The following is a 14,909-nucleotide window of genomic DNA, read 5'->3' as shown; positions in this document are numbered from 1 at the left end:
CATTTGGTTTCTCTCGGCGTCAAATTGATCGGAGGCGTCAGAGAAGAATCTTACGGCAAACTGCTGACCTTCGAAGATCCCGACGGGCATTGGCTGGAGTTCTTTGAAAACAAGAGGGCTTGAGGTGTGGAACTGTTGAATAAAGGAGTACCTTGTGTACACGAATGATAACACATGGAAAAAACTGCAAGCGTTTTTACCCGAACGCAACAGGATCGGCTCTTGCTGCGCACCGGCCGAAACTTTCAGTTCATTCGGCGCTGCGGACATTCATCTCGATGTGTACAACGAACAAAACAACAACGGTATTACACTCGTGCTGTTCCACGGTGTCGGCGGTAACGGCCGGCTTTTGTCGTTTATCGCCGTTCCTTTGGCGCGTCTCGGCTATAAGATTGTATGCCCCGATTTGCCCGGCTACGGCTATACCGAATACGAGGGCGTGCCTACATACACCACGTGGATTGATGCGGGCGTTTATATCGTTCGGCGGGAGTTGCCGTGCTGTAAAAAGCTTTTTGTGCTGGGTTTGAGCGCCGGCGGCATGCTCGCATACAACATCGCTTGTTTGGTACGCGGCGTGTCGGGTGTCATCGTTACGACCTTGTTGGACAACCGATTCAAAGAAGTGCGCGAATATTCGGCAAAGAACAAAGTGCAGGCGCACATCGCCTTACCGCTTTTGCCCTTTATTCCCCGCTTCATTCGGCGTTTAAAGATTCCGGTAAGAACGGTAACGAATATGAAGGCAATCGCCAACGACGAGCGGATCCTGTCTTTGCTGCTGCGGGACAAAAGAGGCGCGGGTTCATCCGTGTACTTGGGTTTTTTATGTTCCATGATGGAAAGCGTTCCCGCCGCAGAGCCTGAGGCGTTCGGACTTCCGCTTTTGCTTTGCCATCCCGAAAAAGACCGCTGGACGCCGGAGCGGATAAGCCGCCTGTTTTTCGACCGCATACGGGGTGCGAAAGAACTGCGCGTACTTGAAAACGCCGGGCACTTTCCGATTGAACAGCCGGGCATCGGTCAGCTTGAAGAAGCGATCGTATCGTTTATAAACAAAATATTTTCGGAGAATTAAAACTATGAACGATAAAATTATTTCGATGGATGAATATTGGGCGGACGACGGCAAAGCGCCGCACTGGCGATTGGAAAAACGACTGGGCTCAAAAATACATAATTAATCGGTATAGGAGGTCTTTATGGACACATACAAAAGATTGTTGAAATATACACCCGAAAAAATTCACTGCGTGTATATTTCAGTTATTTGCTCCTTTTTAGGCGTTGCTTGCCAAATGGGAGCATTTTGGTACTTATGGAAGTTTTTATATGCCTTTTTGGTTACAAAAAGCGTTACGGACGGATCGTTTTATGCAACGGTGATTGTCGCTCTTATGCTCGGTTACTCGTTCGTGTATTTCGCGTCCCTATGGGCTTCGCATGTCTTGGGTTTCCGTCTTGAATCGAATTTGCGAAAAGAAGCAATCAAACATTTGATGAATGCGTCCTTTGCTTTTTTCGATGTAAACAATTCGGGAAAGATTCGCAAAATCATCGATGACAATGCGCAAGAAACGCACATGATTGTAGCTCACCTTATTCCAGACAATGTAGCCGCAATTGTTACGCCGATTTTAATGTTCATCATTGTTTTTATGGTAGATGTAAAGCTCGGCATTCTGCTCAGCATCATCGCTGTAATCGGCGGTGTGCAGATGGTGTTTATGATGGGCAATAAGAACTTTATGCAAAAGTACATGGCTGCTTTGGAAAGGATGAACAGCGAGGCGGTTGAATACGTACGCGGTATGCAGGTTGTAAAAATCTTTAAAAGCACGGTAGAGTCTTTCAAGGCATTTTACACTGCAATTATCGACTATTCGGATTTAGCATATAAGTACACACTCAGCTGCCGAATTCCATATGTTATGTTTCAAGTGTTGTTCAATTTGTTTGCCGCCTTTACGGTTCCAGCTGCAATTTACTTTATGAATAAAGGCGCAGATGGAAATCTTATTGTTGCGCAAATTATTTTTTATGTCTGCTTTGCAGGAGTTCTCTTCGGGTCGTTTATGCGTGTTATGTATGTAGGCATGTACAACTTTCAGGCAAAGAGCGTTGTAGATAAGTTGGAAACTCTTTTTACCGAAATGAGCAAGGATAACATAACACATGGAACGGACGAAAAATTCGATAATTTCAATATAGAATTTAAAGACGTTTCATTCGGCTATAATGAAGAAATGATTTTAAAAAATGTCAGCTTTAAACTTGAGCCCGGCAAAACCTATGCACTTGTAGGATCATCAGGCGGAGGAAAGAGTACAATCGCAAAACTTATTTCAGGCTTTTACAGAATAAATGAAGGCGAGATTTTAATAGGAAATAAGAACATTACGTCATACTCTAAACAAGCCTTGATGAAAAATATAGCCTTTGTTTTTCAGACATCTAAACTTTTTAAAACCAGTATTTTTGAAAACGTTAAAATGGGAAATAAGGATGCAAGTAAGGAAGAAGTTCTTGATGCTCTACGCCTTGCACGCTGCGAAGATATTTTGGATAAATTCAAAGACAGAGAAAATACAATTATCGGATCCAAGGGTGTCCATTTATCGGGCGGAGAGATTCAGCGGGTTGCAATCGCCCGTGCCATTTTAAAAAATGCTGATATCATTATCTTGGATGAAGCTTCAGCAGCTGCCGATCCCGAAAACGAATACGAAATTCAGCAGGCATTTTCAAACTTGATGAAAAATAAAACGGTAATCATGATTGCACATAGATTAAGTTCCATTAAAAACGTCGATGAAATTCTGGTTGTAGAAGACGGAAACATAATAGAACGCGGCAGCGACAAAGAACTTATGGCAAATGGCGGAAAATACAGCCGATTACAAAAGCTATATTCACAAGCAAATGAATGGAGATTTTGATAATGAAAAAGAAATTACAAAAATTATTTGGAGTTACCGAGCATGGAGCTCGGGATTTAGTTAGGGCATCGGTGTGGTCGGTGTTTTCAAATATCGCTTATATCCTGCCGATGTTTTTGATTATGTTTTTTTTACAAGGTTATTTTGAAGGTTCGCTTAAAAGCGCTTACTTTTATACAGGCATTATTGTAGTTATTGCAGCGGTGATGTATATTCTTTTGCACATAAATTACGACACGCTATACACGGTAACGTTTAAAGAATGCAAGGAGCTTAGGGTTGAAATTGCCAACCGTTTAAAAGCACTGCCGCTTGCTTACTTTTCCAAACATGATATTTCCGACTTGTCGCAAGCGGTTATGGCAGACGTTGCAACTCTTGAACATGCCTTGAGTCATGCCATTCCGCAGACGATAGGACTGCTAATTTATTTAGCCCTTATCGGCATAATGATGATTGCATTCCATCCCGGACTCGGACTTTGTATCTTTGTTCCTATTATAATTAGTTTTATTTTACTTATCTTATCAAAGAAGATTCAAGTACGGGAAACAACACGCGATTTTAATAAACAGCGAGAGCGTTCCGAATTTTTCCAAGAGGCGATTGAGCTTCAACAGGAAATTAAAAGCTACGGCCGAACAGATACGGTTGCAGAAAAATTAAACCGCAATGTCGATGAGGCGGAAAAACTTCATCTATCGGTTGAAGCCCATCAAGCGATTCCGCTTAACATCGCAATGGCAGTACTCAAGTTTTCGGTCGGGGTAACGGTATTTTTCGGTTTAAAAATGTATTTAGCCGGAACCGCCCCTCTCCTTTATTTTATAGGGTACATTATTGCAGCAGCAAGAATTATCGACGCTGTTGCCTCCGTCGAAGCAAACCTTGCAGAGCTTATGTACATCGATTCACGCGTTAAACGTATCAATGAGCTGCGCGAAACTCCGGTACAAAAAGGAGAACCTGCAAGTTTACAAAAATACGGTATTGAATTTAAAGACGTTGAGTTTTCTTACAATGACGGGCAAAAAATTATTGACGGCATTTCTTTTACCGCCGAACAAAATCAGGTTACCGCCCTTGTAGGTCCTTCGGGCTGCGGAAAAACTACCGTACTCCGTTTGGCTTCTCGCCTCTATGATTACAACAAGGGACAGATTCTTATAGACGGAAAGGACATTGCAAAAATCGACACCGACAGCCTTTTTGAAAAGATTTCGATTGTGTTCCAAGACGTAGGTTTATTCAATACATCGATTATGGAAAATATCCGTGTCGGAAATAAAAATGCCGCTGATGAGGAAGTAAAGGAAGCAGCCCGTCTTGCAAACTGCACCGAGTTTATCGAAGCTCTGCCCGAAAGCTGGAATACCTTTGTCGGAGAAAACGGCAGCCGTCTTTCAGGCGGAGAGCGCCAGCGTCTTTCGATAGCGCGAGCTTTTTTAAAAAACGCCCCGATTATCATCTTGGACGAAATCAGTGCGTCGCTCGATGTCGAAAACGAAATGAAGATTCAAGAAAGCTTAAATAAGCTCATCAAAGATAAAACAGTTATCATCATTTCGCACAGATTAAAATCGGTCGAAAATGCAGATAAAATTATCGTGATGAACGAAGGCAAAATAGAAGCTGAAGGCAAACACGCGGAGCTCTTGCAAAAATCCGAATTGTACAAAAACATGATTGATAAGTCTACAGCCACGGAAAAGTGGGTATATTAGTTTAATCGGTTAATATCCGCTGATCCGAATTATGGGCATCTCTAAAAACTTTGTTAGATTTTTAGAGATGCCCTATATACCCAAAAATCATCAAGCTCCTATCTTCCAGAGGGAAGCTGCTTTTTCTTTGATCTTCTCGTTAAGCTGATGGGTTACAATAAAAACTTTTTTATCATCTAGGCTTAAAATAAGGTCTTCGACTTTTTCTATATTTTGAGCATCTATATTTGCAAAGGGTTCGTCGAAAATTACGACAGGCGTATCCCTCAAGAGGGTACGCACAAAGCTTAACCGCTTTAACTCGCCGCCTGAAAATTTGTTTTCGATGTGGGTAAAGTCCATATTTAAGGCTTCCGTATTTGCGAATTTTTCCAAGCCCAATTTTTCCATTAAGCCGAATATTTTTTCTTCTGCAATATTCTCGCCTAATGTTAAATTGTTTTTTAAAGTATCATCAAAGAAAACGGCTTCTTGCGCTAAAAACGAAATAAGGTCTGACCTGTTTTTTATGGAATGAATATTTTTTCCATCCAATACTATGTTGCCGCTTTTAGGCTTTAATAGACCTAAAAGAATTTTCATCGCCGTAGATTTTCCGCTTCCGCTTTCTCCATAAATGATGTGTATACCCTTATCGGTAAATTTTTTATTTACACTTTGAAGAACAGGCAGCTCACTGTAAGCATAGCTTACATCATTAAACGATATATCGCCGGAAGAAACCTCGGCTTCAATCTTTTCTTCTTCCAGCTCCTTAACTATCAAAGTCTTATAACCTTCAAGGATAACCTTACTCATAATAAAGCGGTTCACATACATAGAGATATAATAAACTTGAGACCTTAGCTGTACAACCAAGCCGTTAGCCATCATAAACTCCGCTATGCTTAATTCATTTTTATTAATCATGTAAACGCCGTAAAAAGCAACTGCAATTATACTTAATTGAGATGCAAAAGAAGAAAGAGTTCGTGATGCAACATTTGCCGCTGAAACCGAAAATTGTTTTTTTGCCACCTTTTCTACCGATTTATTTAAGAGGTTTCGAAAACGGCTTTCACTTCCATAATTTTTTATTACCTCAAAGCCTTTTAGCCAATCGGAAAATTCTCCCATGTGCTCATTTACACTTTCTATTGATTCGGATTGAGTTTTATCCAAGAGCTTTTTAAAAACTTGAGGAATAATCGAAGTAATAAAAATAAAAAAGAGCCCCGCAATAGCTAATTTTATATTAACATATAAAAATAAGGCTGAAGCAAAAACCGTTTCCATAAGAATCTGTCCCATTCCATAGAATGATTGATAGTATATTCCGTCGAGAGAAGGAAGCTGTTGTTGATAATAAGAAATTTTCTTTCCTTCTTCAATGCTGTAGAATTCTTCATACTCGGCTTTTACCCAAGAATGGAAAAGACCTTGCCGTAAAAGTTTTAAACGGCTTGTTTTAAATCTTCCGAAAAAATAAGAATAAAGTCCGTGTGCTCCTCCCCTCACCAGTATTGCAACAAAATATGCAGATACAAAGATAATTATTTTTTCAATATCCTTGCTTACGGCAGCATCGGCTATTTTTCCGCTTAACCATGAAAAAGCCGTAACGGCGGCGGCTGAAAAAATTAAAAATAAAAGCGCAAAAAATATAAATGATTTTTCAAGATTAGACAGCTTCTTCATATAATCTCCTTTCGGTTGTATCAAATTTATAAATTCGATCAAACATTTTTTTTGTTTCTGCATCTGCAATGTGCGAAATAATTATTACGGTAGAATCCTTTATATCGAAAATTATTTTTTTTACCCGTTCAATATTTTCATCATCGATATTGGCAAGAGGTTCATCGAATATCATTATCGGGCGTTTATGCAAAACAGCTCTTGCAATACTTATGCGCTTTTTTTCTCCGCCTGAAAAACCGTAAGTTTCCCCTATGACGGTTTCCTTTAAATATTTATCTTGCGTGTACTTATTTAAACCTAAGGAATCAAGAACCTCTTTTACCCTTTCTTCGCTTATGTCTTTATCTAAAAACAAATTATCCAAGAGATTCATTTTAAAGATATAGGCTTCTTGTTGCTGAATCGAAATTATATCGGCAATATTTTTTATTTTTTTCGGAGCAGCTCTGCCTATTGTAAGCGAACCGGAATCCGGAGCATACATTCCCAAAAGAAGCCGCATTATCGTAGACTTTCCTGAGCCCGATTCCCCTAGGATCAAAATTTTTTCGTTTTGCTTAAATGTAAAATCGGTATTATTTAAAACCTTCTTTTCATTATATGAAAACGATAAGCCTACAGCATCAATGTTAAATTCGTTTAAGTTTCCTATTTCGCCTGTTTCCGTTTTAGCATCTATAAATTCAATCATTGCATCACGGACAGGACGGGAAGAAAAGAAAGTCTTTAATAAATTCGCTGTCCAATACATTGGTCTGGACAGAATTCCGATTAGGCTCATTATGGTATAAAATTCTCCGATAGAAAAAATACCCTTATAAACATAATATGCACAATAAGCCGTCATAAGCAAATTAACGATAGCCGATACAAAAAAACTTACCCCTATCTCAAGACAACTTACATTTATGGCATCCATTTGTTTTTTTCTTAAAAATTCGTTTATCTTATCGTATCTGAAAATTATATATTGCTCACAAGAAAAAACTTTTATAATATCAATTCCTTTTAACCAAGTTCTCACGGCTGAAAAATGTTTTTCGACTGCCTCCATCTTTTCCTTTGAAACCTTAGCCAAAATCTTTTTTAAAACAGTCGGAACAATAAGAGGAATCATTAATAAGAGAACGGTAACAATGGCCGCCTGTATATTTATTGTCAAAAGGGTTATTACCGTTACCGAGAATATCAAGACACTGTCGGCCAAAGCCGTCCAAACATAAAAATACTGAGTACGTATCACATCTATCTTATCCGTATAATCGGCACTTATTTTTCCTTCAGGGATGTTGATATATTCTCCCATCGTTTTTTTAAGAAGGGCATCAAAATAAGTTTTCCGTAAATCTGCCTCGGCAGTTACCACAAGTTTCGATTTTACAAGACTGTAAAGATAAGAAAATAAAGAGGCAAAGACCATCGCTCCTAAACACAAGAGCATCAAGGTATAAAGTGAATAAGCGGTTTTCCCTAAGGCCGTATCAAGAAGCTGTCCCTTCCATAATTGAAGCTTCATCGTAAAAAACAAATCGATTCCACTTAAAACAAAAAAAAGCACAAAATATACTTTTCGTTTTATGATAAACCTAAACAATTAAGGCCTCCTTTCGTAAGCACAAGCTAACATTTAGAATTATAACAGCATACATGATTATTGTCAAGAATTGATTTGAGAATAGAAAAAACTATTGACAAAGACAGCTAAATTCCGCATTATATGATTTAGGAATTTTTACACTATGGAAAATGAAAAGCAAAAAGAATTTATTTTAAACGGAAACTTGTGGAAAGTTATTTTTGATCTTTCATGGCCTGCCGTTATTGCAATGATTTTACTGGGAGCAAACAATGTGCTGGACGGAATCTTTGTCGGACATTTTGCCGAAGAAGGAGCTTTTGCGGGTATCTCGGTAGCCCTGCCTCCACTCATAACGATAATAGGTTTAGGTATTCTCATCGGCACGGGAGCCGGAACTCTTTCAAGTATTGCAATCGGTGCAGAAGATAAAAATATTCAAAAAAAGATTTTAGGCAATGTCAATTTTTTGACACTTGTAATAAGTGTAATCGTAATGACTTTAGGATTTCTTTTTTCGGAGCAAACTCTTTTTTTAATGGGCGGAAGAGGCAATGCCCTAATACATGGAGGCGAATACTACCGCACCCTTTTATGGGGCACTCCGATTTGGATATATGCCATTGCTCTTAATAATCTCATCCGTTCCGAAGGAAAAATGAAAACCGCAGCGGCAATTATGGGGATAAGCCTGCTTGTCAATGGATGTGCAAATTATACACTCATGGTGATTTTTAATTTCGGCATAAAAGGTGCCGCCATAGGAACAAATATCGGTATGGCGGTACAAGCTATCATCAGTACCGTTTATTTTACAAAAAAGAATCCTGATTCTCCGGTTTCAGTATTTACAATCAGAATGAACGGAGAAATTATATCTAAGATTATTTCGATGGGATTAGCAGGTTTTATAATGCAGTTTATGGGAACTATTCAAATGCTTTTAGTTTTAAATGTATTAAACCACTACGGCTCACAGGACGACATTGCCTTTTACGGAATCATTACCCGCATCTTTTCATTTATACTGCAGCCGATAGGAGGCTTCATGATTGCCCTCTCTCCCATGATAGGAATAAATTTCGGAGCAGATAAAACGGAACGTCTTATTTCAGCCTTTAAGAGATTTGTATTTGCAGCCCTTGTTTTGATAGCTCCATTATGGATTTTAATACTTATCTTCCCTCAAACATCGGTTTCCTTGATGATGAAAAATCCGCACTTAAGCATTCACAATATTTCCTATTTTAGGATTTACATGGCTCTCCTTCCGGTTATGCCCCTAGCCTTTTTTGCCCTAGCTTTTTTCCCTGCCGTCAACAAAGGAAAAATCAGCTCAATATTGGGGATTTTACAGCAAATCGTGTTTTATATTCCGGTAATGTTAATCCTTCCTATGTTTATCGGTATTGCAGGGATTTATTATGGTACATTTCTAATTGAAATATTGAGTGCAATACCCATATCTATTTTGATAATACGGGAATTCAAACTTTTGAGATCGGGCATCACAAAATGGCAAAAAAATTGAAAATTTACCTGTTTTACAGTAACTTACCTATTTAAAATTTATTTATATGATAACCTAACGAAAATACTGAATCATGCTCTTTTTTCCCACTAAATTCCACAGTATGCATTTTACGGTAAAATTAAACAACTCAAAGATATAGAAGGAGTATGCTATGAGCAAAAAAAATGAGGACATTTATAGTCCATCTAAAAAAATATTGGTATTTGATTTATTAACCAACTTGGCATGGATTTTATCGACCATTTTAACCAACCGCATTGTAGGAAGCTCAGGAAATATCATGAATATCCTCAGCACTAAGGCTTTTGCAGTTATAATGATAACATCGATTTTTAACCCCCTTATCAAATGGAAATTTATAATGCCGTCAATAGTCAACTGGAAAGAAAACCCTATAAAGGCACAAAAGAATATATCATTATATGTAAAAATTGCATTTACCATCCCGCTGATGATTGCTATTTTCGGACCGTTTTTTACTTCGCTGGAATCCGGTCTAATCTCTCAAACAAGAACATTCATTTCATATATGAGTATAACAATGGGAAATATGTTCTTAATTGGGATATTCTTCGGTTCTTTTATGATAAGAGCATTGGAAAAATGGGCAGCTTTTCTACCGATTCAAGAAAATCATTTAGACCTTTCGATGACACGAAGAACTGCACTCGTAAGTATTTTAAGTATTCTGTCAACTTCTTTTTTTACAATGGCCCCTTTAGTTAGGACACAAAGCGATGATATTTACATGCAGCTTTTGACAAAGGTTCTTCCGCTTTTTAGCTATGGAATAATTCTTTCAATAATAAATATAGTTCTTATAACTAAATCGACCAAAAAGAAAATCTCAAGCCTACAAACAGCAATAAAAAATCTATCTTTAGGAAATTATAATCAAGATTTTCTTATGATAGATTCGAGAGATGAGGCGGCTCTTTTAATAAAAGATTTTAATGTCCTTTTAGATTTTAATAAAAAATTTTTTAATGATGTAAAAACCACAGGTCAAACCTCACAGGATATTGCCCATAATCTTTTATCGAATATGACAACAGCTTCAAATGTCGTGGACCAAATTACGGGAAATATTTCCTCAATAAATAACAGTATTCAAAACCAATCATCGGGTGTTTTGCAAACTCAATCCACACTGGAACAAATTGCAAAAAACCTTGAACAGCTTGACAAAAATATTATAAACCAATCTTCTGCCGTAACAGAGTCTGTTTCCGCTATTGAAGAGATGACGGCAAATATAAAATCCATTACCTCTGTTTTAAAAAACAACTTAGGTTCTATGGAAGAATTAAATATCGCAGCCGAAAAGGGAAGAAAATCAATTTCAGAAACAAACGAATTTGTTAAATCCCTAAGCGAAAAATCCGAAGGTCTTTTAGAAACTACTTCGGTAATCCAAAACATAGCAAGTCAAACAAACCTACTGGCCATGAATGCAGCCATTGAAGCCGCTCACGCAGGAGAAGCAGGAAAGGGCTTTGCTGTTGTTGCCGATGAAATACGAAAACTCGCCGAAGAGTCCGGCACTCAGGGCAAGGTAATAACAAGCGTTTTAACGGAGTTAAAAAATCAGATAGAAGAAGTAACAAAATCTTCCTCAATGGGCGAAACTCAGTTTACGGAAGTAATGCGTATTCTTAACCTTGTCAACAACAGAAACAGCGAAATAATGAATGCTATGAATGAACAAGACACGGGAAGCTCTCAAATACTTAGAGCAGTAAAAAATATTATGCAGATAACCTCTGAAGTCAGAAGCGGTTCGGAAGAAATGCTTATAGGAAACACCGAAGCAGGAAAAGAAATGACTAGGCTTGTAGACATTTCTAAAAGCATAAGCTGTAATATGAATGAGATCAATCAAAAATCGGAGCTTATTGCAAGCGAGATAGACAGAGCTATGAATATGACCGAAGAGAACAAGCAAGCCGTTTCTAAAATATTTTCATATTTGGAAAGACTGGTTATATAAAGTTTTGCCGGCTGAGGAGGAAAAATATGAATAAAAGATTTATTTTAACCAACGAGCAAAGAAAATATCTAGGTTTAAATCCGATTGAGGATCACTGGGAAGTAATGGATATAAAAGGCACCCTCTATTACTTTGACGGCAATATTATCAAAAAAGAAATATCGGTATCGAATTCTGAAAGCGAGGCTTTTTACTATAAAGAAAACGAGCTTAATATTGAAACTGCCGAAAACAGAACCATTGTACTTCCTAAAACGGCAAAAGGAAAACCGAAAAAATTAAACTTTACGGCAACTCAATCATTTAGAGGAATAGGCTTATATTTTTCATTTGGAAGCAGATATGTCTGCATAGGAAACTACACTACACAAAAAACCTATTATTCGGAAAGGTTGGAAGAAAGCAAGGTTTCGGCTCTCAATTCTTGGATTGAAAAATGGATAAAGGAAACATCGAAAGAAGATTTAGCCGATTTGGAAAATTTTAAAAATGAAAAAAGAGAGCATCAAAAATATAAGGAAGGGGATATCTTTGCTTTTAAAATAGGAAGACGGCAATACGGCTTCGGTAAAATTTTAATCGATATTGTTAAGTTAAGAAAAACACCCGAATTTAAAAAGAATAAAAACTACGGTCTTAACAATTTGATGGGAACGGCTTTAATTGTAAAGGTCTATCATAAAATAAGCGACAGCATCAACATTGATCTTGACGAATTGGAAAAAAACTTATCCCTCCCTGCACAGCCCCTTATGGATAACAATATTTATTACGGCGAATATAAAATTATCGGAAACAGAAAAGTTACGTATCAAGACTTAAATGATGCTCCGATATCGACAAGCGAGAGTATAAATTATCAAGATAGAGATATTGCCTATCTTCAATACGGCTTGATATATAAAGAAATGTCTTTAAAAGAATATGCTCTATACGAGGATGAAGATTGGTATCATAAAAATTACAGAGCGGAATTAATAGGTTGTTTCTTGGAGATAGACAAATTGGAAGAATGTATAAAAGCAAAATCCAATGCTCCATTTTATCCCGCAGCCGGCGGCAGCTTAAATAATCCGGCAAACAAAAAAGATAAGAATGCAATTTTCAAGGCCTTCGGTTTGGACGGTGATCTTGATTATGAAGGAAACTTAAAACTCGCAAAGGAAAAGTAAAACCTATGATAGAATATTACAAAAAAAGAGCAAAAGAATATGAAGATATATATAAAAAACCGGAAAGACAAAAAAGCATTCTTGAATATCAAGATTATATTAAAGAACTTTTCCAAAACAGGAATGTATTAGAACTCGCCTGCGGAACCGGATTTTGGACAGAAACATTAACAGAAACTGCGAAAACCGTATTTGCAACCGACATTAATAAGGAAGTATTGACACTTGCAAAACAAAAAATATTTAAAGTCTGCAAGCCGGAATTTGCAATTTTGGATTATAGAAACTATAAACCTAATAACGAATACAACGGCATATTTATAGGCTTTTTGGCAAGTCATCTTACAAAACATGAATTTTTAAATCTTGTCGAAACTCTCATAGAAAAAACTAAAAAGCCTTCTTTAATATTCTTTATGGACAACCTTTTTGTGGAAGGAGAAAGTACTCCGATATCCAAAACCGATAAAAACGGCAATACCTATCAAATACGAAAACTTAAAGACGGCACCGAGTATGAAATAATGAAAAACTTTTATACCGAAAAAGAATTTAAAATTTTACTAAAAGACAAAACCTATAAATATTTTTCCAATAAATATTATTGGTCTATTGAAATTTACACCTAAACTTTATATTATATTTTTATAAAAACTAACCACCCTACTCCCTATAACATTGAATTTAAAGAGATTACTCCCGATAATTGGAGAATAATCAATTCTCTTTCCGTAAAAAAAGAACAAAAAAATTTTGCAGCCTCAAAATGTTTTAAAGCTCTTGCATATACCCTTGCTTCCTTTATTTTTTTTGGAATTATTAATCTATCGAGAGCAGGAATATTTATCAGCAAAAAGAAAAGGAGCATTACAACGAAAACACCTGCCCCGATTACGGCCGTAAGAGTCTTAGGTGAAGGATACCAAAGTTTTGTTTCGAGTAATTTCCAAATACCGTTTCCGAAATAAAGCATAACAAAAAAAGAAATAAAGGCTAAGCAGACGGCAGCAAACAATTCTACAAACGAATAAGAATCACTTCGAGGAATAAGGGGCAAGGCTATTTCTCCATTAGTTTTTTTCCGCCTCTGCAACAGCATTTTTAATCAAATCCAAGTCTTTATTTTTAATATGTATTTTATTTAATATCCGTTTATTTTCCATAAGTTACCTCCAAGAGTTATTCTATCATTTTTAAACAAAAATCACAAGCCGTATAATTCTTGTTATTGTATTACAGAGCGGTAATAAAAGCAACTAAACCGAAAACTATGCCGGGTGAATTTGCAAAGGCAATGGGCCAGTCCCGTTTAGGTTTTTTCATAAGCCCGTATGTTACCCAAAGAGTACAGTTTATTGCAGCAACCAAGGGCTGAAGCCAATTTCCTTTCATTCCGTTTAAATTATTACTTATTTGCGGAATATACGAAACATACATGGCCATAGCGGTTGCGGTTGCAACCCATCCCAAAATCGTAAAAAATTTAGAGTTCATAATTACCTCTCAATAAAATTCCGTTCTTAAAATAAGAATCGAAATTCTTTAATATAGATTATAAATATTTTTTATTTTTAAGTCCACTGCCCGCATACCTGCAAAACCTATAAATATCAGTACTATTGGTCTATTGAAATTTACACCTAAACTTTATATTATATTTTTATGAAAACTAACCACCCTACTCCCGATAATATTGAATTTAAAGAGGTTACTCCCGATAATTGGAGAATAATCAATTCTCTTTCCATAAAAGAAGAACAAAAAAATTTTGCAGCCTCAAATGTTACAATCCTTGCAAGAGCCTTTGTTTACAGAAAAGAAAATGCAAAGGTTTTTGCCGTATATCATTCGGATAAACCCATAGGTCTTATAATGCAGAGAGATTGGATTGACGGTAACAAAATTGTCTGTATTATGGATCAATTTATGATAGATAAAAAAAGTCAAGGAAAGGGTTTAGGAAAAGCAGCTTTACAAAAATGGCTTTCGATGATAGAAGCCGAAAAAAGATACCCATGTATTCAGCTTTGCTATGTTGAAGGCGATATAGCAGCAAAACACCTCTATGAAAATTTCGGCTTTTATGAAATCGACAAAGACGACGATGAGATTATAATGCAGAAGGATTTATAAATAAAAATTAATTTATACAATACTTATTTACAGTGATTGACAGAATAGATATTTTATGCTAAGGTCAGCTTATGATAGATTTTTTAAATTTATATTTTTTTAAAAATTTCTCATTAAATACTTTAAATGAGGTAAAAAACCGCAGTGGTCTTATAAAT

11 protein-coding genes and 2 pseudogenes are annotated in these 14,909 nt (G+C 36.7%); 9 read left to right on the top strand and 4 right to left on the bottom strand.

Features of this window, described 5'->3' with window-relative positions; all coding sequences use genetic code 11:
* Positions 1-154: 154 nt before the first annotated feature.
* From E4N74_RS01975 to E4N74_RS01965, 3 genes are all read left to right on the top strand, one after another.
* A complete protein-coding gene (locus E4N74_RS01975; protein WP_255818663.1) occupies positions 155-1,081 on the top strand; it encodes an alpha/beta fold hydrolase in 927 nt (308 codons plus the stop codon).
* A gap of 124 nt (positions 1,082-1,205) precedes the next feature.
* Positions 1,206-2,942: an ABC transporter ATP-binding protein gene (locus tag E4N74_RS01970; protein WP_044978824.1), complete on the top strand. Its 1,737-nt coding sequence runs from the start codon at positions 1,206-1,208 to the stop codon at positions 2,940-2,942.
* Positions 2,943-2,944: 2 nt separating this feature from the next.
* Positions 2,945-4,666 (top strand): ABC transporter ATP-binding protein, encoded by a 1,722-nt coding sequence (locus tag E4N74_RS01965; protein ID WP_044978823.1) that lies wholly within the window; start codon positions 2,945-2,947, stop codon positions 4,664-4,666.
* Between the two features lie 90 nt (positions 4,667-4,756).
* Here the strand turns inward: E4N74_RS01965 and E4N74_RS01960 are convergent, their stop codons facing one another.
* Positions 4,757-6,343, bottom strand: a complete 1,587-nt coding sequence (locus E4N74_RS01960) for an ABC transporter transmembrane domain-containing protein (RefSeq protein WP_255818661.1) — start codon at positions 6,341-6,343, stop codon at positions 4,757-4,759.
* The gene (locus E4N74_RS01955) at positions 6,327-7,940 is read right to left on the bottom strand and encodes an ABC transporter transmembrane domain-containing protein (protein WP_255818659.1); all 1,614 of its coding nucleotides are present in this window, start codon (positions 7,938-7,940) and stop codon (positions 6,327-6,329) included. The genes E4N74_RS01960 and E4N74_RS01955 overlap by 17 nt, the downstream gene beginning before the upstream one ends.
* A gap of 145 nt (positions 7,941-8,085) precedes the next feature.
* Here E4N74_RS01955 and E4N74_RS01950 point away from each other — a divergent pair, with 145 nt between their 5' ends.
* The 5 genes and pseudogenes from E4N74_RS01950 to E4N74_RS12810 form a co-directional block, all read left to right on the top strand.
* Positions 8,086-9,453, top strand: coding sequence for an MATE family efflux transporter (locus E4N74_RS01950; RefSeq protein WP_255818657.1), 1,368 nt, complete (start codon positions 8,086-8,088; stop codon positions 9,451-9,453).
* 154 nt (positions 9,454-9,607) lie between these two features.
* Positions 9,608-11,446 carry a methyl-accepting chemotaxis protein gene (locus E4N74_RS01945; protein WP_255818655.1) on the top strand — a complete coding sequence of 613 codons (1,839 nt, stop codon included), beginning with the start codon at positions 9,608-9,610 and terminating at the stop codon, positions 11,444-11,446.
* Between the two features lie 26 nt (positions 11,447-11,472).
* Positions 11,473-12,618, top strand: coding sequence for an immunity 26/phosphotriesterase HocA family protein (locus E4N74_RS01940; RefSeq protein WP_044978820.1), 1,146 nt, complete (start codon positions 11,473-11,475; stop codon positions 12,616-12,618).
* A gap of 5 nt (positions 12,619-12,623) precedes the next feature.
* Positions 12,624-13,247, top strand: a complete 624-nt coding sequence (locus tag E4N74_RS01935) for a class I SAM-dependent methyltransferase (protein WP_044978819.1) — start codon at positions 12,624-12,626, stop codon at positions 13,245-13,247.
* 18 nt (positions 13,248-13,265) lie between these two features.
* Positions 13,266-13,382: pseudogene (locus E4N74_RS12810) on the top strand (GNAT family N-acetyltransferase); the annotation flags it as partial.
* On the opposite strand, the pseudogene E4N74_RS01930 reads toward E4N74_RS12810, so the two are convergent.
* A pseudogene (locus E4N74_RS01930) lies at positions 13,382-13,781 on the bottom strand (TPM domain-containing protein); the annotation flags it as partial. The pseudogenes E4N74_RS12810 and E4N74_RS01930 sit on opposite strands and share 1 nt — an antisense overlap.
* A 70-nt stretch (positions 13,782-13,851) precedes the next feature.
* Positions 13,852-14,112: a SemiSWEET family transporter gene (locus E4N74_RS01925; protein ID WP_084224528.1), complete on the bottom strand. Its 261-nt coding sequence runs from the start codon at positions 14,110-14,112 to the stop codon at positions 13,852-13,854.
* A gap of 168 nt (positions 14,113-14,280) precedes the next feature.
* On the opposite strand from E4N74_RS01925, the gene E4N74_RS01920 reads away from it, so the two are divergent.
* Entirely contained in the window at positions 14,281-14,751 is a 471-nt protein-coding gene (locus tag E4N74_RS01920; protein WP_255818654.1) for a GNAT family N-acetyltransferase, read from the top strand.
* The last annotated feature ends 158 nt before the right edge of the window (positions 14,752-14,909 follow it).

Origin of the sequence: Treponema putidum, assembly GCF_024401155.1 — a bacterium.
GTDB classification, from domain to species: domain Bacteria; phylum Spirochaetota; class Spirochaetia; order Treponematales; family Treponemataceae; genus Treponema_B; species Treponema_B putidum.
The sequence above is the reverse complement of the archived record's forward strand: the minus strand, read 5'-3'. Positions and strand labels throughout refer to the sequence as shown.